We start from the raw sequence: 23097 nt of genomic DNA on the forward strand, positions 1-23097 counted from the left end.
TCCACAACACCACCAAAGGTCCTCGACGAGGGCCCACACCACGGAGGCAGACAGTCATGAGCGGTGCGATGCGCAGGATCGGCGAGTACCTCGGCCTGCTGGAGGACACCGGGTATGACGACTACGACGACGAGGTGGTCGAGCGCTCACCCGCCCGCGAGCCGCGCGAGCCGCGCGAGCGCCGCCCCGTGCGCGCCGTACCGTCCGGCACCGTCGCCGACCTCGAGGAGCGCCGCCGGCCGATGGCTGCCGCCCCCGAGCCCTCCCAGCCCACGGTCGCCGAGCTCTCCCGGATCACCACCCTCCACCCGACCACCTACAACGAGGCCCGGTCCGTCGGTGAGAGCTACCGCGAAGGCATCCCGGTGATCATGAACCTCACCGAGATGGACGACGCCGACGCCAAGCGTCTCGTCGACTTCGCCGCCGGCCTGATCTTCGCGACCCGCGGGAGCATCGAGCGCGTCACCAACAAGGTCTTCCTGCTCTCCCCGCCGAACGTCACCGTCGCGGCCGAGGACAAGCAGCGCATCGCTGACGGTGGCTTCTTCAACCAGAGTTGAGGAGCCTCGAGCTCAGGCTGCCCGGGTCTGGCTCGGGCTGCCCGATAGATTGATCCCGTGACGACTGCTGGCTGGATCATCGAGGGCGTGCTCTTCGCCTTCATCGCCTTCCTGTGGGTGCGATTCATCACCGACTGGGTGCAGGTGTTCGCGCGCACCTGGGAGCCGCGGGGCGTCGTCCTGGTCGGACTGGAGTTCGCCTACACGGTGACGGACCCGCCGATCCTCGGCCTGCGCAAGGTCATCAAGCCGGTCCGGATCGGCAACTTCGCGCTGGACCTCAGCTTCATCCTCGTGATGATCCTCGCCTACGTCCTGTTGAGCGTGAATCGGGCGACGCTGCTCGGCTGAGGGTTCCCACCAGACCCCCGCTCGACCGTCCTGTCACGTCTGTCCCAACAATCACGGGTGTTCCTGATGCGGGCATTGCCCATCCAGGCGCTAAGGTTCGGTACGGAAGATTCGACACCGTGTCCGTCGACACCGTGTTCCCGAACTTTGCGAAGATAGGTGAGGTCATGCCGCTGACGCCTGAGGACGTGAGCAACAAGCGCTTTACGCCGGTCCGGCTGCGCGAGGGCTACGACATGGGCGAGGTCGACCAGTTCCTGGATGAGGTGGAGGCCGAGCTGGCACGCCTCACCCAGGAGAACGACGACCTGCGCGCCAAGCTGGCCGCCGCCCAGTCGGGTACGTCGTCCTTCGAGGCCCCGACGCTCGCGCCGGTTCCCGAGGTCGTCGTCCCGGAGCCGACGCCCCAGCCGGCCCCGGTCGAGGTCGCCACCGTGGTGCCGGCCGCGCCCGCCGCTCCCGTCGAGGCAGGCGTCGAGACGATCCGCGTCGAGACCGTCCCCGAGGCGTCCAACGCCGCTGCCCGTCTGCTCGAGATCGCCACCCGCAACGCCGACGAGCTCGTCGAGGACGCGAAGAACGAGGCCGACAAGATCGTCGGCGAGGCGCGCACCAAGTCCGAGCGCCTCGAGTCCGAGGCGAAGGTCAAGGCCGACCGGCTCGAGTCGGATGCCCGCACCCGCGCCGAGATGCTCGACAGCGAGACCGCCGAGCGTCGCACCCAGCTCTTCGGCGACCTGGAGCGCGAGCGCGACAAGCTGTCGGCCGAGGTCGAGACGCTGCGCTCCTTCGAGCGGGAGTACCGCTCGCGGCTCAAGAGCTACTTCACCCAGCAGCTCGAGTCCCTGCAGACGCCCGGCGACACGCTGGCCCCCGCCGAGGAGGCTCCGGCGCCCAAGCGGCTGCGGTCCATCCTCGGTGAGGAAGAGGCCTGATCCTCTCGCGCTGAGAGTCGCCTGCCTCCGGGCAGGCCAGGACATCACCGGCACCGGCCGGCCCGCTTCGGCGGGCCGGCCGGTGTTGCGTGGTGCCGGCAGGGGCGTCTCTCGCCGGTGAGCCTGCTTGGAGTGCACTCCGTCAGCCGCTACCCTCCCTGCACGGCTGCGGTCCGCCGATCGCGCGTCGCCCGCTTCGAGGAGCACCCATGGTTCGCAGTACGAAGAAGTCGCTCGCCACGGCCGCACGCAAGCTGATCCGCCCCCGCAAGGACGCGGAGCCGGCGAAGTCGGGGGCTGCGAAGAAGGCCGCGCCCGCCAAGAAGGCTGCCCCTGCGAAGGCGAACGCAGCGAGGAGCGGCGCCGCCCGAGGGACGAGGGCGAGCGGCGGCGACGAGCAAGAAGCCGCGCGAGCGAAGCGAGCGCAGAAGGCCGCTCCCGCGAAGAAGGCGGCTCCCGCGAAGAAGGCTGCTCCCGCGAAGAAGGCAGCGCCCGCCAAGAAGGCAGCGCCCGCGAAGAAGGCCGCGCCCGCGCAGAAGGCGGCGCCCGCGAAGAAGGCGGCTCCCGCGAAGCAGGCCGCTCCCGCGAAGAAGGCGGCCCCCGCGAAGAAGGCGGCTCCCGCGAAGAAGGCCGCGCCGTCGGCCCTCGTCGTCCTCGAGGGCGAGGCCCAGTGGTCGAAGGAGGAGCTGGCCGAGCTCCTCCAGGAGCTGCACGAGCAGCGGACCAAGAGCGCGCAGATCCTCGAGGAGCAGGAGGCCGACCTCAGCGGCCTGCTGCGCGACTCCGGAGACGGAGCCGGCCAGGACCAGGCCGACCTCGGCGCGACCAGCTTCGAGCGTGACCACGAGCTGACGGTCCTCAACAGCGAGCGCGAGAAGGTCGCCCAGATCGACCGGGCGCTGGCGCGGATCGACGACGGCACCTACGGCGTCTGCGAGTCGTGTGGCAACCCGATCGGCAAGATGCGGCTCATGGCCTTTCCCCGTGCCACACTGTGCCTGCCATGCAAGCAGCGCGAGGAACGCCGGTAGACGACCGCGACGACCCCGGCTCGGCCCCGACCGGACTGCTCGCGTCGTCCCGCACCTGGCTCCTGTTCGTCGCTGTCGCGGGCATGCTCCTGGCCGTCGACCAGGTCACGAAGGTGCTCGCTGTCCGCCATCTCACCGACGAGCCCGACGTACCGGTGGTGGGGGAGCTGCTGCAGCTCCACCTGACCTACAACCCCGGCGCCGCCTTCAGCCTCGGCACCCGTTTCACTGTCGTCCTGGCCTGTCTGGCGTGCGCGGCGACCGTGGTGGTGCTGTGGTTGAGCCTGCGGCTGCGGAGCAGGCTGTGGGCCGTCGGCCTCGGATTCCTGCTGGCCGGGATCGGCGGCAACCTGATCGATCGCCTGTTCCGTGACCCCGGACCGTTCCGGGGTCACGTCGTCGACTTCCTCATGCTGCCGAACTGGCCGGTCTTCAACGTCGCCGACATCTGCATCAACGTCGGTGTCGGCCTCATCCTGATCCAGGTGTTCCGGGGGATCCAGCTCGATGGCAGCCGGGTCGAGGTCGAGAAGTGAGCGGCACGGTCGACCACCGCAGCCTCGCGGTCCCGGAGAGCCTGGAGGGTGAGCGGATCGACGTCGTCATGGCGCAGCTCTTCGGTGTCTCGCGGACCCGGGCCGTCGAGCTGATCACCGACGGCCGGGTGCGGCTCGATCGGGCAGTGGTGTCCGGCAAGAGCGAGCGGGTCCTCGGCGGCGCCGTCCTCGACGTCGAGATCCCCGCCGAGGCCGATCCGCTCGAGGTCGTGCCCGAGCTCGTCGAGGGCATCAGGATCATCCACGACGACGACGCCATCGTCGTGATCGACAAGCCTGTCGGCGTCGCTGTCCACCCCTCGCCGGGTTGGCGCGGTCCGACGGTGGTGGGGCACCTCGCCGGTGCCGGCTTCCGGATCTCGACCTCCGGGGCCAAGGAGCGCGAGGGCATCGTGCAGCGCCTCGACGTCGGCACCTCGGGCGTCATGGTCATCGCGAAGTCCGAGCACGCCTACTCGTTGCTCAAGAACGCCTTCCGGCAGCGGACCGTCGACAAGACCTACCACGCGCTGGTCCAGGGGCACCCGGACCCGCTGGAGGGCACCATCGACGCGCCGATCGGCCGGCACCCGAGGTTCGACTACAAGTTTGCCGTCATGGAGGACGGGCGCCACAGCGTCACGCACTACGAGACGCTCGAGGCGCACCGCTTCGCGAGCCTGCTGCAGATCCACCTCGAGACCGGCCGCACCCACCAGATCCGGGTCCACATGAGCGCCCTGAAGCACCCCTGCGTCGGCGACATCACCTACGGCGCCGACCCGGTGCTGGCCCGCCGCGTGGGCCTCGAGCGCCAGTGGCTGCACGCCGTGAAGCTCGGGTTCGAGCACCCGGAGACGGGCAGCTACGTCGAGTACGAGTCGTCGTACCCCGACGACCTGGCGCAGGCCCTCGAGGTCGTCCGCACCACACACTGAGCACCTCCGCCCGGCCCTCTGCTCGCCCCCTCTGCTCGACCCTGCTCAGGGACCGGACTGTCGGAGGTGCCTGCCACGATCACTCCAACGGGTCGCGTACGCTGATCTCCTTCCCCGACTGACAGCACATCGACCGTCCACCACGAGTTCCCGCGAGGAGTCAGACCACAGATGGCAGCCGGTTCCGGGGGGTCGGACTTCGTCCACCTGCACGTCCACACCGAGTACTCCATGCTCGACGGCGCCTCGCTGCTCGACGGGCTGTTCACCCGGACGCGCGACCTGGGCATGACATCGATCGCGATGACCGACCACGGCAACCTCCACGGTGCCTACGACTTCTACTCCAAGGCCAAGAAGTACGACGTCAAGCCGATCATCGGCATCGAGGCCTACGTCACGCCGGGGACCCCGCGGGGCGAGCGCCGGCGGGTCCGCTGGGGCAAGGGTGACCTGGCCGAGGAGGGTGGCGACGACGTCGCCGGCGGCGGCGCCTACACCCACATGACGATGTGGGCCGAGTCGACGGAGGGCATGCACAACCTCTTCCGGCTGTCGTCGCGCTCCAGCCTCGAGGGCTACTACTTCAAGCCCCGGATGGACAAGGAGATCCTCGCCGAGCACAGCAAGGGCCTCATCGTCTCGACGGGCTGTCCCAGCGGTGCGATCCAGACCCGGCTGCGCCTGGGGCAGTACGACGAGGCCCTGCGCGAGGCCGGCGAGCTGCAGGAGATCTTCGGCAAGGACAACGTCTTCCTCGAGCTGATGGACCACGGCATCTCCATCGAGAAGCGGGTGCGCGACGACCTGCTGCGCCTGGGCCGGGAGATGGGCATCCCGCCGATCGCCACCAACGACTCGCACTACAACAACCCCGAGGACGCCGACGCCCACGACGCCCTGATCTGCGTCGCGTCGGGCAAGCGCCTCTCCGACACCAACCGCCTCAAGTTCGACGGTGGCGGCTACTACATCAAGTCGGCCGCCGAGATGCGGGAGCTGTGGGCCGACCGCTTCGGGATGCCCGAGGCGTGCGACAACACGGTCGCGATCGCCGAGCGCTGCGAGGTGGAGTTCAACGAGAACACCGGCGGCTACATGGCCAAGGCCGACATCCCGGCGGGGGAGACCGAGGACACCTGGTTCCGCAAGGAGGTCTGGCGCGGCATCGAGTCCCGCTACCCGGGCGACCGGCTGACCCAGGAGGTCAAGGACCGCGTCGAGATGGAGCTCTCCGTCGTCGCCCAGAAGGGCTACTGCGGCTACTTCCTCGTGGTCGCCGACTTCATCAACTGGTCCAAGGACAACGGCATCCGGGTCGGACCGGGTCGTGGCTCGGGAGCGGGCTCGATCGCCGCCTACGCACTGCGGATCACCGACCTGTGCCCGCTGGAGCACGGCCTCTACTTCGAGCGCTTCCTCAACCCCGAGCGTCCCTCGATGCCCGACTTCGACATCGACTTCGACGACGCCCGTCGTGGTGAGGTCATCCAGTACGTCTCGGAGAAGTACGGCGCCGAGCGGGTCTGCCAGATCGCGACCTTCGGGCGGCTGAAGTCCAAGGCCGCGATCAAGGACGCCGCGCGGGTGCTCGACCACGGCTTCGCGATCGGCGACAAGATCACCAAGGCGATGCCGCCCGACGTGATGGGCAAGGGCGTCCCGCTCAAGGAGATCTTCAACCCCGAGCACAAGCGCTACAACGACGGCGGCGAGTTCCGCGCGCTCTACGAGCAGGACAGCGACGTCCGCACGATCTACCAGACGGCGCTCGGCCTCGAGGGCCAGATCCGCAACTGGGGCGTGCACGCCGCCGGCGTGATCATGTCCAGTGAGCCGCTGCTGGACATCGTGCCGATCATGGCCCGTCCTCAGGACGGCGCGGTCATCACCCAGTTCGACTACCCGATGTGCGAGTCGCTCGGGCTGGTCAAGATGGACTTCCTGGGCCTGTCCAACCTGCGCATCCTCGAGGACGCGCTCGTCAACATCAAGGCCAACAAGGGCGAGGACGTCGTCCTCGAGGAGCTGCCGTTCGACGACCGCGCGACCTATGAGCTGATGGGCCGCGGTGACACCCTCGGCGTGTTCCAGCTCGATGGTGGCGGCATGCGGGCGCTGCTGCGCTCGATGCTCCCTGACAAGTTCGCCGACATCACGGCCGTCTCGGCGCTCTACCGGCCGGGCCCGATGGGTGCCGACTCGCACAACAAGTACGCCCACCGCAAGAACGGCCGCCAGCCGATCGACTACATCCACCCGGCGCTCGCCGAGGCCCTGGAACCGGTGCTGGGCGAGACCTACGGCCTGATCGTCTATCAGGAGCAGGTGATGGCGATCGCGCAGGTGCTCGCCGGCTTCTCCCTGGGCGCCGCCGACAACATGCGTCGCGCGATGGGCAAGAAGAAGAAGGAGGAGCTGGACAAGCAGTACGCCGGCTTCGAGGCCGGCATGCAGGAGCGCGGCTATCCCCAGGATGCGATCACGACGCTCTGGGACATCCTGCTCCCGTTCGCCGACTACGCCTTCAACAAGTCGCACTCCGCCGCCTACGGCGTCATCACCTACTGGACCGCCTACCTCAAGGCCAACTACCCGACCGAATACATGGCCGCGCTCCTGACGTCCGTCAAGGACGACAAGGACAAGATGGCGATCTACCTCAACGAGTGCCGCCGGATGAAGATCCAGGTGCTCCCTCCCGACGTCAACGAGTCCGCCCACAACTTCACCGCCGTCGACCGCGACATCCGCTTCGGCCTCACCGCCATCCGCAACGTCGGGTCCAATGTCGTCGACGGGATCGTGGAGGCGCGCACGGAGAAGTCCCGCTTCGCCGACTTCAACGACTTCCTGTCGAAGGTGCCCGCCACCGTCTGCAACAAGCGCGTCATCGACTCGCTCATCAAGGCCGGCGCCTACGACGACATGAAGCACAAGCGGCGGGCGCTGGTCGCGATCCACGAGACCGCGGTCGACCAGTACGTCGACATCAAGCGCAACGAGGCGATCGGCCAGGACTCGCTCTTCGCGGGCCTGGGCGACGAGGGTGCCGACGACGCAGGCTTCGGCGGGTTCGGCGTGACGGTGACGATCCCCGAGATCGACGAGTGGGACAAGATGACCCTGCTCGGCCACGAGCGGGAGATGCTCGGCCTCTATGTCTCCGACCACCCGCTGCTCGGTCTCGAGCACGTGCTGTCCAACGGCACCGACTGCACGATCGGCCAGCTCGTCACCGACGAGGACCGGGCCCACAACTCCACCGTCACGGTGGCCGGACTGATCACCTCGGTGCAGCGCAAGATCACCAAGAACGGCGACCCGTGGGCCACCGTCACGCTCGAGGACCTCGAGGGAGGCATCGACGTGCTGCTGTTCCCGAGCTCCTACCGCCTCGCCGCTCCCTACCTCACCGAGGACGCGATCGTCCGTGTCCGCGGCCAGCTCGACACCGAGCGGGAGGCCCCGCAGCTGCGCGGCCAGGAGGTGACGGTGCCCGACCTCGACCGGGGCAGCGACGGCCCGGTCGTGATCAGCCTGCCCTCGACGCGGTGCACCGGTCCGGTGGTCCAACAGTTGCGCGACGTCCTCGGCACCCACCCCGGACTCACCGAGGTCAGGCTGCAGTTGCTGAGCCGCGACTCCACCAAGCTCATGCGTCTGGGGGACAATCTCCGGGTGACTCCCACCCCGGCACTCTTCGCTGACCTCAAGCAGCTCCTCGGTCCGGGGTGTCTCGGCTGATGCAGGACATCGAGACCGGGCGCGCGGCGCCCGACGCAGTCGGCCGTGCGCGCGCCTGGGCGCTGCCGGTCGCCGTACCGCTGGCGCTCGGCGCCGCGCTGGGCGGCCTGGGCGGATGGCTGTGGTGGCGCTGGTGGGGACCCGCGCCGTCCGGGCAGATCTATGACACCGTCGCCGGTCCCGCCTGGTATCCCAACCCGTTCGACCCCGGCATCACCGCCGACTTCAAGGGCACGGCGACCTTCGTGGTCATCGGTGTCGGCCTGGCGCTGGCGCTGGGCATCGCCGCGGGGCTCTGGGCACGCAACAACGCGATCCCCGGGCTGGTCGGCGTGCTGCTCGCCAGCGTGCTCGGTGCGGGCCTGATGACCTGGATCGGTCAGGAGCAGAGCCCGCCGGACCCGCAGGAGCAGGCCGCCAAGGTCGAGATCGGCACGAAGCTGCCCGGCCACCTCGAGATCGCCAGCCACGAGCTGGACCTGCCCGACTCGCTGGCCGACGCGGTCGGCGACGACGACGGGATCATCCCCGTCACGACGCCCTGGCTGGTGTGGCCCGTCGGTGCACTGCTCGGCTACCTGGTGGTGATGCTCGCCCTCGCCACGACGGCCGGCGCGACCCTGCCCTCGGACCCGCGCGCCCAGCACCGCGCCGATCCGGCCGAATCGGTCTAGGTCCGGCCGATCTCCGCGACCACGGCCTTCGTCGCCGCGACGAGGGCGTCGGGGGCGAGCTCGACCTCCAGGCCACGACGACCCGCCGACACGAACACCGTGTCGTGCCCGAGGGTCGAGGCGTCGACCACGGTCGGGTGGGGCCGCTTCTGGCCGAGCGGCGAGGTGCCGCCGACGACGTACCCGGTGGCCCGCTCGGCCGCCTTCGGGTCGGCCATCGCCGCCTTGCGACCCCCGACGGCGCGAGCCAGTGCCTTAAGGTCGAGCTGACCGGTGACGGGCACCACGGCGACCGTCAGGGCGCCGTCGACGTCGGCGAGGAGCGTCTTGAACACCCGGGCCGGATCGATGCCCATCGCCTCGGCCGCCTCCTCCCCGTAGGACGTCGAGCGGGGGTCGTGGTCGTAGTCGTGGACCGTGAACGGCACGCCGGCCGCGGTGAGCGCCGTCGTCGCCGGGGTACCACCGGCGGTCTTGCGTTTGCTCAATTGGGGCTCCACCGAGTGCGGTTGACCTCGGTCGCCGGCAGGGACGGGATGACGTTCATCGCGTGCAGCTCGGTCCGCAGCAGATCGGTGACCAGCATCAGCCGCTGGGCCGCATCGGGCGCCTCGAGGAGCTCCTGGCGCTCGGCGAGGGGGAGCGGGCTGCAGGCCGCGAGGGTCCAGGCGAGGAAGTCAGGATCGCTGGGCAGCTCGCCCTCGAGTGGATCGCTGGAGATCTCGCGGACCAGATGGCGGTAGGCGACGAAGGTGGCCCGGGCGCGGTCGATGACCTCGGCCGGTACGTCGTCAGCGGACTCGCCCAGGATCGCGACCTCGCCGACGGGGAACGTCTCGCCGGGCCGTAGCCGCTCGAGCCGGATCCGGTCGCGTCCGACCGCGACGATGTCGAAGGTGCCGTCGCTGTGGGCCTCGACGTCGGTGAGCTGCATCCGCACGCCGACGCGGAACAGGGACTGGTTGCCGTGATCGCCGACCTCGTAGCCCTCGCGGATGGCCACCGAGCCGAAGAGGCGCTCGGCGGGGTCCTCGATCCGCAGCAGGTGGTGCACGAGGGAGCGATAGCGGTCCTCGAACACCCGCAGCGGGATGCTCACCCCGGGGAACAGCACCGAGTTCAGGGGGAACATCGGCAGCTGGTCGTTCACGTTGTCCAACCTAGCGCCGCGACGCAGGGTGCTGGCGCAACCGCCCGTAGAATCGGGAGCATGATCCGCCGCATCGACCTGCGTGACGCCGACGCCTCCGTCGACTACCGCGCAGCCGTGCCCCGTGCCGACTTCGACGTCGAGGCGGCGGTCCCGGCGGTGCATGCGATCTGCGAGGAGGTCCGCACCCGCGGGCTGGACGCGATCGTGGAGTTCGGCGAGCGGTTCGACGGCGTCCGCGTCGATGACATCCGGGTCGCACCGGCGGCGATGCGCGCTGCCCTCGACGACCTCGACCCCGACATCCGCGCCGGGCTGGAGGAGTCGATCCGCCGTCTGCGCGCGACCTGCGCCAACGAGCTCGAGACCGACGCCGTCACCGAGCTGGGCCCCGGTGCCCGGGTCACGCACCGCAAGGTGCCGGTCGGCCGGGTCGGCCTCTACGTCCCCGGAGGCCTGGCGCCGCTGGTGTCGAGCGTGCTGATGAACGTCGTCCCCGCGCAGACCGCCGGCGTCGAGTCGATCGCCCTGGCCAGCCCGCCGCAGAAGGAGTTCGGCGGCTCGGTGCACCCGACGATCCTGGCCGCGTGTGCGCTGATCGGCGTCGAGGAGGTCTACGCCGTCGGCGGTGCCCAGGCGATCGCGATGTTCGCCTACGGCACCGGGCCGTGCAGGCGCGTGGACCTGGTGACCGGCCCGGGCAACATCTGGGTGGTCACCGCCAAGCGGATCCTCAAGGGCCAGATCGGCATCGACTCCGAGGCCGGTCCGACGGAGATCGCGATCCTCGCCGACGACACCGGCGATGCGTCGTACGTCGCCGCCGACCTGATCAGCCAGGCCGAGCACGACCCGCTGGCCGCGTCCGTGCTGGTGACGACCTCCGAGCGGCTCGCCGCCGAGGTCGAGACCGAGCTCGAGGCGCAGGTCGCCGCGACCAAGCACGCCGAGCGGATCACCACCTCGCTCGGCGGGCAGCAGTCGGCGATCGTGCTGGTGCGTGACCTCGAGCAGGGTCTCGAGGTCGTCAACGCCTATGCCGCCGAGCACCTCGAGATCCACACCGATGACGCTGCCGGCTGGGCTGCGCGGGTGCGCAACGCCGGCGCGATCTTCGTCGGGCCGCACGCCCCCGTGAGCCTCGGTGACTACTGCGCCGGCTCCAACCACGTGCTCCCGACGGCCGGCTGCGCCTGCCACTCGTCGGGTCTCTCGGTGCGCGCGTTCACCAAGTCGGTCCACGTCATCGACTACTCCGCCGAGGCGCTCGCCGAGGTCGCCGGTCACGTCGTCACGCTCGCCGAGGCCGAGGACCTGCCCGGTCACGGCGCCGCGATCACGGTGCGGACGGGCGGCCGATCGTGACGTTCCCTCCGCTGCGTGACGAGCTGCGCGGGATCGAGCCCTACGGCGCCCCGCAGCTGCCCATCGACGTGGTCCCCGTCCAGCTCAACGTCAACGAGAACCCCTACGGGCCGTCCGCGGCATGCATCGCGGACATCGCGGCCTCCGCGGCGGAGGCGGCGGCGACGCTGAACCGCTATCCGGATCGCGAGTTCGTCGCGCTGCGGGAGGCGCTCGCCTCGTACCTGACCCGGGACGCGGTTTCGAGGCTCGCTGGCGCTCGCACCTCAACCACCGAGTCTTCGATTGCGCCCGAGCAGGTGTGGGCGGCCAACGGGTCCAACGAGGTCATGCTGCAGCTGCTGCAGGCCTTCGGCGGTCCCGGCCGCACAGCGGTGAGTTTCGCGCCGACCTACTCGATGTATCCGGAGTACGCCCGCGACACCAACACCCGCTGGGTCGCCGGCCACCGTGCCGAGGACTTCTCGCTCGACCTCGACGCCGCGCGCGACCTGGTCAAGACCGAGCAGCCGAGCGTGATCCTGCTGCCCAGCCCCAACAACCCGACCGGCACGGCGCTGCCGCCCGAGGCGGTCGGCGTGCTCTGCGAGGCCGCGGGCGATGAGGGGATCGTGGTCGTCGACGAGGCCTACGGCGAGTTCCGCCGCTCGGGGGTGCCGAGCGCGCTCGAGCTGCTGCCGTCGTACCGCAACCTGGTGGTGACGCGCACGATGAGCAAGGCCTTCGCGGGCGCCGGCCTGCGGCTCGGCTACCTCGCCGCCGCGCCCGAGATCTGCGACGCGATCCGGGTCGTCCGGCTGCCCTACCACCTCTCGGCCGTCACCCAGGCCGTCGCGCTCGCGGCCCTGCGGCACGCACCCGAGCTGCTGGGCAAGGTCGACGAGCTGCGGGCCGAGCGCGACGCGCTGGTCGACTGGCTCCGCGCCGAGGCGTACGACGTTGCCGACTCCGATGCCAATTTCGTGTTGTTCGGACGATTCGCCGACCGTCATGCTGTCTGGCAGGGTCTCCTCGACCGGGGAGTCCTGATCCGGGAGACCGGGCCTGACGGCTGGCTGCGGGTCTCGGTCGGCACCCCCGACGAAATGGCGGCCTTCCGGGCCGCACTGACCGATGTAGATGGAGAGCGCGCATGACTGCCAGGACCGCCCGCGTCGAGCGGCAGACCAGTGAGTCGAAGGTCCTCGTCGAGGTCGACCTCGACGGCACCGGCCGCCACGACATCTCCACCGGCGTCGGCTTCTATGACCACATGCTCACCGCGCTCGCGCGCCACGCGTTGCTCGACCTGACGGTGCAGACCGAGGGCGACGTCCACATCGACGCCCACCACACCACCGAGGACACCGCGATCGCTCTCGGCCAGGCGCTGCGCGAGGCGCTGGGTGACAAGTCGGGCATCCGTCGCTTCGGCGACGCGACCGTGCCGCTCGACGAGGCGCTGGTGCACGCCGTCGTCGACGTCTCCGGCCGTCCCTACTGCGTGCACACGGGTGAGCCGGAGGGCCAGCAGTACGTCCAGCTCGGCGGCTCCGGCGTGTCCTACCTCGGCTCGCTGACCCAGCACGTCTTCGAGTCGATCGCCTTCCACGGCCACTTCGCACTGCACGTGCGGGTGCTGGCGGGCCGCGAGCCGCACCACATCGTCGAGACGCAGTTCAAGGCGTTCGCCCGGGCACTGCGCGACGCGATCGCCCTCGACCCGCGCGAGACCGGGATCCCGTCCACGAAGGGCGCTCTGTGACCCCGTCGGTGGTTGAGGCGCGAGGAGCGCTAGCGACGAGCCTCGAAACCCTCGCAGCCTGATGGCGGGCCGTACTCCCTCCGTCGTCGTCCTCGACTACGGCTCCGGCAACCTGCGCTCCGCCGTCCGCGCGGTCGAGCGCGCCGGCGCATCGGTGACCCTGACGGCCGACCTGGACGCCGCCATGGCGGCCGACGGTCTGCTGGTGCCGGGCGTCGGTGCCTACGAGGCCTGCATGAAGGGTCTGCGGGCGATCCGGGGCGAGCGGATCATCGCGCGTCGACTGTCCGGCAACTGCCCGGTGCTGGGGATCTGCGTCGGCATGCAGATCCTCTTCGAGCGGGGGATCGAGCACGGCGTCGAGACCGAGGGCTGCGGTGAGTGGCCGGGCGTCGTCGAGCGCCTGCAGGCGCCGATCGTGCCGCACATGGGCTGGAACACGGTCGACGTCCCCACCGGCACGCGCCTCTTCGACGGCCTGCAGGACGAGCGGTTCTACTTCGTGCACTCCTACGGCGTGCGGGACTGGAAGCTCGTCACCAACGACCGCACGCCCGACGCCTACCAGCCGCTGGTGACGTGGGCGGAGCACGGCGGCGACCGCTTCGTCGCGGCCGTCGAGAACGGACCACTGTGCGCCACGCAGTTCCACCCGGAGAAGTCGGGTGACGCGGGCGCTCAACTGTTGAGGAACTGGGTGACATCACTGTGAGCACGTACCTGGAGCTGCTTCCCGCGGTCGACATCAAGGGCGGCCAGGCCGTCCAGCTGGTGCAGGGCGTCGACGGGTCGGAGAAGCGTTTCGGCGACCCGATCGAAGCGGCGCTGCGCTGGCAGGAGGCTGGCGCGGAGTGGCTGCACCTGGTCGACCTCGACGCGGCCTTCGGCCACGGCCAGAACCGCGCGCTGCAGGCGGAGATCGTCGGCCGGCTCGACATCAAGGTCGAGATGAGCGGCGGGATCCGCGACGACGAGTCGCTGGAGGCAGCGATGGCGACGGGCTGCCGTCGCGTCAACATCGGCACGGCAGCCCTCGAGCAGCCGGAGTGGTGCGCGAAGGCGATCGCGACGTACGGCGACCGGGTCGCCGTCGGCCTCGACGTCCGTGGCCGCACGCTGGCTGCGCGCGGCTGGACCCAGGAGGGCGGTGACCTCTACGAGACGCTCGCCCGTCTCGACTCCGAGGGCTGCGCCCGCTACGTCGTCACCGACGTCAACAAGGACGGCATGCTGCAGGGCCCCAACCTGCAGCTGCTGAAGGACGTGTGCGCCGCCACCGACCGGCCCATCGTCGCTTCCGGCGGTGTCACCACGCTTGACGACATCCGGGCCCTCATGGACCTGGTCGAGGTCGGCGTCGAGGGCGCGATCGCCGGCACGGCGCTCTACACCGGACAGTTCACCCTCGAGGACGCCCTGACCCTCACCCAGGGTGGTCTCCTGTGACCTTGGCGGTACGGGTCATCCCGTGCCTCGACGTGGACGCGGGCCGCGTCGTCAAGGGCATCAACTTCACCGACCTGCGTGACGCGGGCGACCCGGTGGAGCTGGCCCGCACCTACGACGCCGAGGGCGCCGACGAGCTGACCTTCCTCGACATCTCCGCGTCGTCCGACGGCCGGGCAACGACCCTGGAGATGGTCAGCAAGGTCGCCGAGGAGGTCTTCATCCCGCTCACCGTCGGTGGGGGGATCCGGTCGGTCGACGACGTCGACCGGATGCTCCGGGCCGGCGCGGACAAGATCGGCGTCAACACGGCGGCGATCGCCCGACCCGAGCTGATCGCGGAGATCGCCCACCGCTTCGGCAACCAGGTGCTGGTGCTCTCTCTCGACGCCCGGCGGGTGAGCGGCGACGTACGGACCGACTCCGGCTACGAGGTCACCACCCACGGCGGTCGGACGTCCACCGGCATCGACGCCGTCGCCTGGGCGGCCAGGGCCGCTGAGCTCGGAGCCGGTGAGATCCTGCTCAACTCCATGGATGCCGACGGCACCCGCGACGGCTTCGACGTCGAGATGATCACGGCGGTCCGCTCGGTCGTCGACATCCCGGTCATCGCCTCCGGGGGAGCGGGCACCGTCGACCACTTCGCGCCGGCCGTCACCGCTGGCGCCGACGCCGTGCTCGCCGCGAGCGTCTTTCACTTCGGCACGCTGCGCATCAGTGACGTGAAGTCCGCTCTCGCGGACGCAGGCCATCCGATCCGCTGAGCCATCCGGTCCTCGAGGAGGCCGGCCAGGGCCGTCACGAGACGCCCCTGATGGATCTCAGTAGCCCACCAGCGTCGGCCGCGCCTCGATCGCTCGTAGCGACTGCGGCGTGCCGGTGATGGTGACGGTGCCGGGGATGTCCTGCCACGGGCCGTTGTCGACGCGGAACCGGCCGCCGTACGTCGTGTCGAGCCGCACGTCGTAGGTGTCCTTGCGCAGGTAGCTGTGCGTGATCCGCAGATCGGGGTACGGCGCTCCGGCCTCTGCCGTCCGGCGCACCTCGCCATCGCCGAAGTGCCAGGCGTACTCGATCGGGGTGGCCTCGATGGTGATCTGCTGGCCGAGGAGCGTGACCGCGCGGGTCACCGGTTCGGTGCCGGTCGTGTAGAAGTTCGTGTCGAAGTTGACCAGCGTGAGGCCGTCGGGTGGCTGGACGGTCAGCGGGCTGGCTGGCCAGGCAAGGCGCCGCATGGCGCGTTGGACCAGCCCTGGTGTCACGACCGCGGCATCGCTGGCCTCCTCGTCGCCGATGCACTGACGGCCGGCCGCTTCGCCGTCGACAGTGACGTCGTGGAGGACTCCGCGGGATCCGGAGCGGGTGGTGCACGCGACGACCCTGCCGCAGGCGCCGCCCACCCGGATGCCGCAAACAGGCAAGTAGAGGTAGGTGTGGTGCTCGGCGGAGGCTGCCTGACCTGCAGGAAGATCTCCTGCGCTGACACACGTCTGTGACGCGTTGCGCAGGTTGACGGCACTGCCGCAACCTGCCGATGCGGGTGGGCCCAGGACCAGAGTGACCGCGTGGACGGCGGTTGCGATCAGGAGGAGAAGCGCGCGGATCACAGAGGTACTCCCTCCGTCGAGCCGACGATCCAACCGTGATGACCTCGAACGAGATGCACGCGGGACTGGAAGCGGCCGCCTGGCAGCGTGCTCGGGCTGGCGGAGACATCATCGGTGTAGGTAGTCGGCGACGCCTCGGTGGTGACGAGCCATTGCGTGTGTGATTCGGGCTCCAGGCGGAGGATCAGTTCCTGCCCGCCGGTAATGCTTCCGCCGGCCGTGTAGATCTGCTCGACCTTGGTCGCGAACTCGTGGCACGCGTCGCAGTCGGGACCTGCAACAGCGAGAAACGCATCGGTCTCGCCCGTCGCTTGCATCTGATTGCCGAGTTCGACCCAGCGCCGGATGAACTGCCGGGCGGTCTCGTTGGCCGGCGCGGCGTCAGGGTCGCTCGACTCAGCGGCAGTCGGTGCCGTCTCGATCGTCCCCGACGGTGTCCAGGTCGAGGTCGCCTCGCCCGGTCCGACGTCGTCATCGGTGCAGCCGAGCAGGAGCAGCGTCAAGGCCGTCAACGCGACGGCAAGTCGTGTGGAACGCATGGGTCCTCCCGAGAACATCGCGCCCGGACCGGGGACGCGCGTCGACCGTACTGCGTCGGCGTCGGCGTTGTCACCGACGCCGCGTCCGCCTGTGGACGAATCGACGACAGGTCAATGCACGCGCAGACCCTCGGCCCCTCGGTGGGCGAGCTCGCCCATCACGTCGGAGGGCGTCGTCGTGGGCGCGTCCGGGGCGGGCCTGACCGCCGGGGTCCGCAGGTCGAGTGTGGTGGCCTCGGGACCCGCGCATCCGCTCGCGATCAGGACGAGCGGTGCGCAGAGGAGCCCGAGACGGCGTCCGATGGGATTCATCGTGGTGCCTTCCTCTGGTGGGTGGGTCCGAGCGTGCTCGGACCCGCGGCGGGGCGCAACCGGCTCCGACGCGACCTGTGGACAACGGCGCCGCTGCGCCGGAGCTGCCCTGGTGACCTCGTACGCCCGGCTCGGCAGAGCTGTTCAGCAGCTGGGCCATCGCGCTCGCACTCGACGTGCCGGTCGGAGAGCTCGTCAGCGGGTGGGCAGCGACCGCGCTGATGGCGCTGTGCTCAGCCGATCAGGCAGGCCACGAGCAGCGCGACGGTGGTGATGCCCGCGCCGGCGGCGTGGGCGGCGCCGACGCGCCTCTTGGGGTTGGTGAGCCCCTTCGCCGCCGACACCCATCCCTTCAGCCAGGCGCCGGAGGTGGCCTGGTCGAGGCGCCAGCGACCCGCGAGGACCAGGTCGCCGATGCCGTTGCCCACGAGGAGTACGCCGAGCGCGGCCCAGCCCCAGCCGACCTCGTCGGTCACGAGTCGGACGACCCACAGGATGGTCGCGATGTCGGAGACGGCGATGTGTGCGGCCACGAGGGAGGTGGGGAAGCGGGCCGAGGGACGCAGCGCCTTGCGCCACCGGAGCAGTGCCAGGACGCCGAGCGCCGACTGCAGCAGGAGGAGCACCAGCACCACGACGTCCATCACGTCAGCATGGCAGCGCCCGGGCCCGTCGTACAGGCTCGCATCCGGGGGAGGTGTCCCCGGCCCGGAATAGGCTCCGCCGGGCCCGGGTTGGGCTGAGGTTCACGAGTGACGAGCGGTGAGAGCAGGGTGCGGGTGGCGACGGCAGGCAGCACGACCGGGAGCACGGGCACGACGTCCGCCGGGTTCGGTGTCCTCTGGGTCGCCATCAAGCGCGAGCCCTGGATCTTCACGCTGTCCACGATCGGCAGCGTGCTCTTCGGCGCCCTGACCGTCGCGGATGCGTGGGTGCTCGGCTGGTCCACCGACCACGTGGTCCTTCCCGCCTTCCGTGACGGCGAGATCGGCGCCGGCCTGCTCTGGGCGGTGCTCGGGCTCTTCGTCGGGGTCGCGATCCTGCGAGCGGTCGGCATCGTCGCCCGGCGGCTCGGCGCCGGGATCATGCAATACCGCATGCAGGCCCACAGTCGCCGAGCGGTGACCCGGCAGTACCTGCGCCTGCCCATGGCGTGGCACCAGAAGCACCCGACGGGCGAGCTGCTGTCCAACGCCAATGCCGACGTCGAGGCCGCCTGGGGGCCAATCGCGCCCCTGCCGATGGCGGTGGGGACGATCGCGATGATGGTGATCGCCGTCGGGCAGATGCTCGTCACCGACCTCGCACTGGCGACTGTCGGACTCCTCGTCTTCCCGCTCGTCATCGGCACCAATGTCATCTACCAACGCCTCGCTCAGGGCTGGGCGACCCGCGCGCAACAGCTGCGGGCCGAGCTGAGCGAGATCGCTCACGAGTCGTTCGACGGCGCGCTCGTCGTGAAGACCCTCGGACGTGAGCCGGAGGAGACCGCCCGCTTCCAGGCGAAGGCCCATGAGCTCCGCGAGGCCAACATCCGCGTCGGACGGATCCGGGCGGCGTTCGACCCGGTCCTCGCGGCCCTGCCGAACCTCGCCGTGCTGGTGGTGCTCGTCCTCGGCGTCCACCGCGTCGTCTCCGGCTCCACGGCCGCCGGTGACGTCGTGACCGTCGCCTACCTGCTCACCGTGGTCTCCTTCCCGATCCGCTCCATCGGCTGGCTGCTCGGCGACTTCCCGCGCAGCGTCGTGGGCCATCGGCGGGTGGCCTCGGTCCTCGCCGCCTCCGGCGCCATGACGTACGGCGACCGGCCCGCACCCGGAGCGAGCGGCGGCGCCCGCCTCGAGGTCGACCACGCGGCGTTCGGCTACCAGGCCGATCGCCCCCTCCTGCGGGACCTCACCTTCGACGTCGCGCCGGGCTCCCGGGTCGCGATCGTCGGAGCGACCGCGTCCGGCAAGAGCACGCTCACCACACTGCTGGCCCGTCTGGTCGACCTCGACGACGGCACGATCCGCGTCGACGGGATCGACGTCCGCGACCTCGAGCGCGGTGCCCTCGCCGACGTGCTCGCGCTGGTCCCGCAGAGCGCCTTCCTCTTCGACGACACCGTCCGCGGCAACGTCACCCTCGGCGCCGACCTGCCCGACGACGATGTCTGGGCCGCGCTGCGGGTCGCCCAGGGCGAGGACTTCGTCAGGGCCCTCGGCGACGGACTCGACACCCGACTGGGAGAGCGCGGCACGTCGCTCTCCGGGGGCCAGCGGCAGCGGATCGCGCTCGCCCGCGCCCTGGCCCGCCGACCTCGACTGCTCGTCCTCGACGACGCCACCTCGGCGGTCGACCCCGACGTGGAGGCCCGCATCCTCGCCGGCCTCGGCCACGGCGACACCACGTTGGTCGTGGTCGCCTACCGCAAGGCGACGATCGCCCTCGCCGACGAGGTCCTCTTCCTCGTCGACGGCCGCATCGCCGACCGCGGTCCGCACGACGACCTCGTGGCCCGCAACGACGACTACGCGCGCCTGGTCAACGCCTACGAGACCGAGAGCGAGACCGACGCCGAGACCGCGCCGGTGGAGGTGATCCGGTGAGCACCACACTGCGCACGGGCGAGGAGCTCGGTGCGATGGAGACGATCCGCCGCGGGATCCGGCACTCGCCGGAGCTGCGCGACGGACTCGGCTGGACCCTGTTCCTCGCCGTCCTGGCATCCGTCGGTCAGGTGGTCGTGCCGATCGCCGTCCAGCAGACGATCGACCACGGGCTGCGCGGTGAGGGCGGACCCGACGTCGGCTACACGACCTGGCTGGCGGTGCTCGCGGGCCTCGCGATCGCGGTGACCAGCTGGGCGTCGTACGCCATGACCGCGCGGCTCTTCTCGGCCGCCGAGCACGGGTTGGCGACGCTGCGGGTCAAGGCGTTCCGCCACGTCCACGACCTGCCGCTGCTGACCCAGAACACCGAGCGCCGCGGGTCCCTGGTCTCCCGCGTGACCAGCGACGTCGACCAGGTCAGCCAGTTCCTCGTCTTCGGCGGCCTGCTGTTCATCGTCAGCATCGGGCAGATCCTGATCGCCACCGTCGTGATGGTCTTCTACAGCTGGCAGCTCGCCCTGGTGGTGTGGCTCTGCTTCGCGCCGCTCTTCCTCAGCCTGCGCTACTTCCAGCGCAAGCTCTCCGCCGCCTACGGGACCGTACGACGCCAGGTCGGCGTGCTGCTCTCGGCGGTGTCGGAGCCGGTGGTCGGCGCGGCGGTCGTGAAGGCCTACGCGATCGAGGACCGGACGCAGGAGCGCATCGACGCCGCCATCGACGTCCACAAGGCGGCCAGCACGAGGGCGCAGGGGTTCACGGCGTTCTCGTTCAGCCTCGGCGGGATCTCGGCCGGCTTCGCCAACGCCGGGGTCCTGATCGTCGGCATCTGGCTCGGCCAGGGTCATCTGCTGGGGGACTGGGGCGAGACCATCACCGCGGGCGAGGTGCTGGCCTTCGCGTTCCTGGTGACCCTTTTCGTCGGACCGGTCCAGATGGGCACCCAGATCCTCACCGACGCCCAGAACGCGATCGCCGGCTGGCGCCGCGTGATCGGCATCCTGGACACCCCGGCCGACCTGGTCGATCCCGGCCCCGACGGCGAGGTCCTGCCGAAGGGCGCGATCGACGTCCGCTTCGACGACGTCTCGTTCGCCTACCCGGGCGGCGTCGAGGTCCTCAGCGACATCGAGCTGGTGGTCCCGGCGGGCCAGCGGGTCGCGGTCGTGGGGGAGACCGGCTCCGGCAAGTCCACGATCGCCAAGCTGCTCACCCGACTGATGGACCCCAGCCGGGGTCGCGTCCTGCTCGACGGCATCGACCTGCGCGAGGTCGCTGAGACCGCGCTGCGCCGCAGCGTCGTGCTCGTCCCGCAGGAGGGCTTCCTCTTCGACGACACCCTCGCCGCCAACGTGCGCTACGGCCGCCTCGGCGCGACCGTGGAGGAGATCCGCGAGGCGGCCGATGCGCTGGGCCTCGGCGACTGGTTGGCCGGGCTGCCCGACGGCACCGGGACGCAGGTCGGCCAGCGCGGCGAGTCGCTGTCGGCCGGGGAGCGGCAGCTGGTCGCGCTCCTGCGGGCACAGCTCGCCGATCCCGACCTGCTGGTCCTCGACGAGGCGACGAGCGCCGTCGACCCTCAGCTCGAGACCAGCATCGGCCGCGCCCTGGAGCGCCTGATGAGTGGACGCACCTCCGTCACGATCGCCCATCGCCTCTCCACCGCCGAGGCCGCCGACGTCGTCGTGGTCGTCGATCGGGGGCGGATCGTGCAGCACGGACCGCATGCCGAGCTGGTCCGGCAGGCCGGATCGGCCTATGCCCGGTTGCACACCAGCTGGGTCGCCCAGCACGCCCCTCGGTGACGGCGTGACGGACGACGGGATAATGGTCGGGTGAGTGTCTCCCTCGATCCCGCCATCGCCGACCGCCTGCGGCGCACGGACGACGGCCTGGTGCCCGCGATCGTCCAGCAGCACGACACCGGCGAGGTGCTGATGCTGGCGTGGATGGACGACGAGGCGCTGCACCGCACGCTGACCACCGGCCGGGCGACGTACTGGAGCCGCAGCCGACAGGAGTACTGGGTCAAGGGAGAGACCTCCGGCAACCCCCAGCACGTCCACGAGGTGCGCCTCGACTGCGACGGCGACACCCTCCTCGTCCGTGTCGACCAGGTCGGCGTCGCCTGCCACACCGGCGCCCGCACCTGCTTCGACGAAGGCCTGCTCAGTGACTGAACCCGAGCCGACGCCCGAGCCGACCCCCGACGGGTCACGCCGTCTCTTCGGACCGGTCGTGCTGCTCGGCCTGGCCGGCGCCGGCGCGGTGGCCGTCGGCGGCCACCGCGCGATGCTCGAGGTGCCCGGCAGCTTCCTCCAGTCCGCCGGCCTGCTCAGCTATGAGGGCAACGAGAACGCCCAGGTGCAGTTCCCGCTCGCCGGGGCCCTCGGTCTCGTCGGTCTTGCGGCGTGGGGTGCGTTGCTCGTCAGTCGCGGGATCGTCCGGCGGATCGTCGCCGCCCTGGCGGCCCTGGCCGGCGCCGGAGCGACGGCGGTCGTGGTCGTCGGTGGCTTCGTCCAGGACGACGACGCGGCAGCCGACCTCGCCACCCGTCTCGGTCTCGGCGCCGTGACCATCGAGGTCGACCGCACGCCGTGGGTGTGGGTGGCGCTGGCCGGTGGCTTGGTGACGCTCGCCGCCGGTGTCCTTGCCGTCCGTCATGTCGGGCGCTGGCCCGAGATGGGCAGCCGCTACGACGCCCCGACGGGTGGCGGCGCCACCGCTCCCGTCGCTGACGGCGCCGACGGCGAGCAGTCCAACCTGGACCTGTGGAAGGCGATGGACGAGGGCGCCGACCCGACCGACGACTGACCCCCTAGAATCGACCCGCACGAACCACCGAGCGAGGAGCACTTCCACATGGCCGACAACCACGGCAACACCCCGGCAGCCTGGACGGGTGTCATCGTCTCCCTGGTCGGCTTCTGCATCGCGGCGTTCGGCATGTCCGTCGACCCGCTCAACTGGCCGGCCTTCTGGATCGGCACCGTCGTCGCCGTCGGCGGTGGCGTCGTCTTCCTCGTCATGGCCAAGCTCGGCATGCACGAGTCGGCCCACTGAGCCGACCGCGGCACCACGCCTCGCCCAGGTCAGGATGACTGTCCCCGCGCCGACCTCCCCGCCCAGCGGCCAGACGCGTTGGCTGCGGATGGTGCCACCGACGCTCGTCGCCGGTGGACTCGCGGTGGCGACCGCCGCGCTGCACCTGCGCGACCCGCACGACCAGGGCAGCTGGGGGATGTGTCCCACGGCCGCGATGGGCTTCTGGTGCCCGGGCTGCGGGGGGTTGCGGGCGGTCAACGACCTCAGCAACGCGCGCCTGTTCGACGCCGCGTCGAGCAACCTGCTCTTCGTGCTGTCGGTGCCCGTCCTGGCGTGGGTCTTCCTGCGCTGGACCCAAGGACGCTGGACCGGTCGGACCTGGAGCGCCTCGGACCGTGCGCTCTCCCTCTCGGCAGGCGTCCTGATCGCCGCCATGGCGGTGTTCACCATCCTGCGCAACACCTCTGCGGGCGCCTGGCTCGCGCCCTGAGCCGGCCGGTGCAGGCGTGGGGCGGCGTGC

The 23097-nt window shown here is 70.6% G+C and carries 26 protein-coding genes; 20 read left to right on the forward strand and 6 right to left on the reverse strand.

Annotated elements, in window-relative coordinates; all coding sequences use genetic code 11:
- Positions 1 to 56: 56 nt before the first annotated feature.
- The 8 genes from E9934_RS02785 to E9934_RS02820 all read left to right on the forward strand — a co-directional run bounded on the left by E9934_RS02785 (position 57) and on the right by E9934_RS02820 (position 8775).
- On the forward strand, positions 57 to 563 hold the full coding sequence (locus tag E9934_RS02785; RefSeq protein WP_136561268.1) for a cell division protein SepF: 507 nt from the start codon (positions 57 to 59) through the stop codon (positions 561 to 563).
- Between the two features lie 57 nt (positions 564 to 620).
- A complete protein-coding gene (locus E9934_RS02790) occupies positions 621 to 914 on the forward strand; it encodes a YggT family protein (RefSeq protein ID WP_136561269.1) in 294 nt (97 codons plus the stop codon).
- A 167-nt stretch (positions 915 to 1081) separates the two neighbouring features.
- Positions 1082 to 1849, forward strand: coding sequence for a DivIVA domain-containing protein (locus E9934_RS02795; protein WP_136561270.1), 768 nt, complete (start codon positions 1082 to 1084; stop codon positions 1847 to 1849).
- A gap of 209 nt (positions 1850 to 2058) precedes the next feature.
- Entirely contained in the window at positions 2059 to 2880 is an 822-nt protein-coding gene (locus E9934_RS20410) for a TraR/DksA family transcriptional regulator (RefSeq protein ID WP_193556859.1), read from the forward strand.
- Positions 2853 to 3416: a signal peptidase II gene (gene lspA / locus E9934_RS02805; protein WP_136561271.1), complete on the forward strand. Its 564-nt coding sequence runs from the start codon at positions 2853 to 2855 to the stop codon at positions 3414 to 3416. Before E9934_RS20410 ends, lspA begins: the two co-directional genes overlap by 28 nt.
- Complete coding sequence (locus E9934_RS02810) at positions 3413 to 4354, forward strand: RluA family pseudouridine synthase (protein WP_136561272.1); 942 nt, start codon at positions 3413 to 3415, stop codon at positions 4352 to 4354. The genes lspA and E9934_RS02810 overlap by 4 nt, the downstream gene beginning before the upstream one ends.
- 171 nt (positions 4355 to 4525) lie before the next feature.
- A complete protein-coding gene (gene dnaE, locus E9934_RS02815) occupies positions 4526 to 8101 on the forward strand; it encodes a DNA polymerase III subunit alpha (protein WP_136561273.1) in 3576 nt (1191 codons plus the stop codon).
- A complete protein-coding gene (locus E9934_RS02820) occupies positions 8101 to 8775 on the forward strand; it encodes a hypothetical protein (RefSeq protein ID WP_136561274.1) in 675 nt (224 codons plus the stop codon). The genes dnaE and E9934_RS02820 overlap by 1 nt, the downstream gene beginning before the upstream one ends.
- Here E9934_RS02820 and ybaK read toward each other — a convergent pair.
- Positions 8772 to 9263, reverse strand: coding sequence for a Cys-tRNA(Pro) deacylase (gene ybaK / locus E9934_RS02825; RefSeq protein ID WP_136561275.1), 492 nt, complete (start codon positions 9261 to 9263; stop codon positions 8772 to 8774). The genes E9934_RS02820 and ybaK overlap by 4 nt on opposite strands.
- On the reverse strand, positions 9260 to 9925 hold the full coding sequence (locus E9934_RS02830) for an LON peptidase substrate-binding domain-containing protein (protein ID WP_136561276.1): 666 nt from the start codon (positions 9923 to 9925) through the stop codon (positions 9260 to 9262). The genes ybaK and E9934_RS02830 overlap by 4 nt, the downstream gene beginning before the upstream one ends.
- A gap of 60 nt (positions 9926 to 9985) precedes the next feature.
- On the opposite strand from E9934_RS02830, the gene hisD reads away from it, so the two are divergent.
- The 6 genes from hisD to hisF all read left to right on the forward strand — a co-directional run bounded on the left by hisD (position 9986) and on the right by hisF (position 15247).
- Positions 9986 to 11290: a histidinol dehydrogenase gene (hisD, locus tag E9934_RS02835; RefSeq protein WP_136561277.1), complete on the forward strand. Its 1305-nt coding sequence runs from the start codon at positions 9986 to 9988 to the stop codon at positions 11288 to 11290.
- Complete coding sequence (locus E9934_RS02840; protein WP_136561278.1) at positions 11287 to 12426, forward strand: histidinol-phosphate transaminase; 1140 nt, start codon at positions 11287 to 11289, stop codon at positions 12424 to 12426. The genes hisD and E9934_RS02840 overlap by 4 nt, the downstream gene beginning before the upstream one ends.
- The gene (hisB, locus tag E9934_RS02845; RefSeq protein ID WP_136561279.1) at positions 12423 to 13034 is read left to right on the forward strand and encodes an imidazoleglycerol-phosphate dehydratase HisB; all 612 of its coding nucleotides are present in this window, start codon (positions 12423 to 12425) and stop codon (positions 13032 to 13034) included. The genes E9934_RS02840 and hisB overlap by 4 nt, the downstream gene beginning before the upstream one ends.
- Before the next feature lie 61 nt (positions 13035 to 13095).
- Positions 13096 to 13746: an imidazole glycerol phosphate synthase subunit HisH gene (gene hisH, locus E9934_RS02850; RefSeq protein ID WP_136561280.1), complete on the forward strand. Its 651-nt coding sequence runs from the start codon at positions 13096 to 13098 to the stop codon at positions 13744 to 13746.
- Positions 13743 to 14480, forward strand: a complete 738-nt coding sequence (priA, locus tag E9934_RS02855; RefSeq protein WP_136561281.1) for a bifunctional 1-(5-phosphoribosyl)-5-((5-phosphoribosylamino)methylideneamino)imidazole-4-carboxamide isomerase/phosphoribosylanthranilate isomerase PriA — start codon at positions 13743 to 13745, stop codon at positions 14478 to 14480. The genes hisH and priA overlap by 4 nt, the downstream gene beginning before the upstream one ends.
- A complete protein-coding gene (gene hisF, locus E9934_RS02860; protein WP_136561282.1) occupies positions 14477 to 15247 on the forward strand; it encodes an imidazole glycerol phosphate synthase subunit HisF in 771 nt (256 codons plus the stop codon). Before priA ends, hisF begins: the two co-directional genes overlap by 4 nt.
- Before the next feature lie 57 nt (positions 15248 to 15304).
- Here hisF and E9934_RS19470 read toward each other — a convergent pair whose 3' ends face one another.
- The 4 genes from E9934_RS19470 to E9934_RS02880 form a co-directional block, all read right to left on the reverse strand.
- On the reverse strand, positions 15305 to 16090 hold the full coding sequence (locus E9934_RS19470) for a PKD domain-containing protein (protein WP_158294902.1): 786 nt from the start codon (positions 16088 to 16090) through the stop codon (positions 15305 to 15307).
- On the reverse strand, positions 16087 to 16629 hold the full coding sequence (locus E9934_RS02870) for a DUF6318 family protein (protein ID WP_136561284.1): 543 nt from the start codon (positions 16627 to 16629) through the stop codon (positions 16087 to 16089). The genes E9934_RS19470 and E9934_RS02870 overlap by 4 nt, the downstream gene beginning before the upstream one ends.
- Before the next feature lie 111 nt (positions 16630 to 16740).
- Complete coding sequence (locus E9934_RS02875) at positions 16741 to 16941, reverse strand: hypothetical protein (RefSeq protein WP_136561285.1); 201 nt, start codon at positions 16939 to 16941, stop codon at positions 16741 to 16743.
- Positions 16942 to 17174: 233 nt separating this feature from the next.
- Positions 17175 to 17585 (reverse strand): hypothetical protein, encoded by a 411-nt coding sequence (locus E9934_RS02880; protein ID WP_136561286.1) that lies wholly within the window; start codon positions 17583 to 17585, stop codon positions 17175 to 17177.
- 108 nt (positions 17586 to 17693) lie between these two features.
- Between E9934_RS02880 and E9934_RS02885 the strand changes: the two genes are divergently transcribed.
- The 6 genes from E9934_RS02885 to E9934_RS02910 are packed head-to-tail and all read left to right on the forward strand — an operon-like array spanning position 17694 to position 23067.
- Positions 17694 to 19532 (forward strand): ABC transporter ATP-binding protein, encoded by a 1839-nt coding sequence (locus E9934_RS02885; protein WP_338036663.1) that lies wholly within the window; start codon positions 17694 to 17696, stop codon positions 19530 to 19532.
- Positions 19529 to 21337: an ABC transporter ATP-binding protein gene (locus tag E9934_RS02890; RefSeq protein WP_338036664.1), complete on the forward strand. Its 1809-nt coding sequence runs from the start codon at positions 19529 to 19531 to the stop codon at positions 21335 to 21337. The genes E9934_RS02885 and E9934_RS02890 overlap by 4 nt, the downstream gene beginning before the upstream one ends.
- A gap of 30 nt (positions 21338 to 21367) precedes the next feature.
- Positions 21368 to 21712 (forward strand): phosphoribosyl-AMP cyclohydrolase, encoded by a 345-nt coding sequence (gene hisI, locus E9934_RS02895; RefSeq protein ID WP_136561287.1) that lies wholly within the window; start codon positions 21368 to 21370, stop codon positions 21710 to 21712.
- Positions 21705 to 22346, forward strand: a complete 642-nt coding sequence (locus E9934_RS02900; protein WP_158294903.1) for a Trp biosynthesis-associated membrane protein — start codon at positions 21705 to 21707, stop codon at positions 22344 to 22346. The genes hisI and E9934_RS02900 overlap by 8 nt, the downstream gene beginning before the upstream one ends.
- A 48-nt stretch (positions 22347 to 22394) precedes the next feature.
- Entirely contained in the window at positions 22395 to 22595 is a 201-nt protein-coding gene (locus E9934_RS02905) for an HGxxPAAW family protein (RefSeq protein WP_136561289.1), read from the forward strand.
- A 34-nt stretch (positions 22596 to 22629) separates the two neighbouring features.
- Positions 22630 to 23067 (forward strand): DUF2752 domain-containing protein, encoded by a 438-nt coding sequence (locus E9934_RS02910; RefSeq protein ID WP_136561290.1) that lies wholly within the window; start codon positions 22630 to 22632, stop codon positions 23065 to 23067.
- The last annotated feature ends 30 nt before the right edge of the window (positions 23068 to 23097 follow it).

The organism is Nocardioides caeni (assembly GCF_004912195.1).
Taxonomy (GTDB): Bacteria; Actinomycetota; Actinomycetes; order Propionibacteriales; family Nocardioidaceae; genus Nocardioides; species Nocardioides caeni.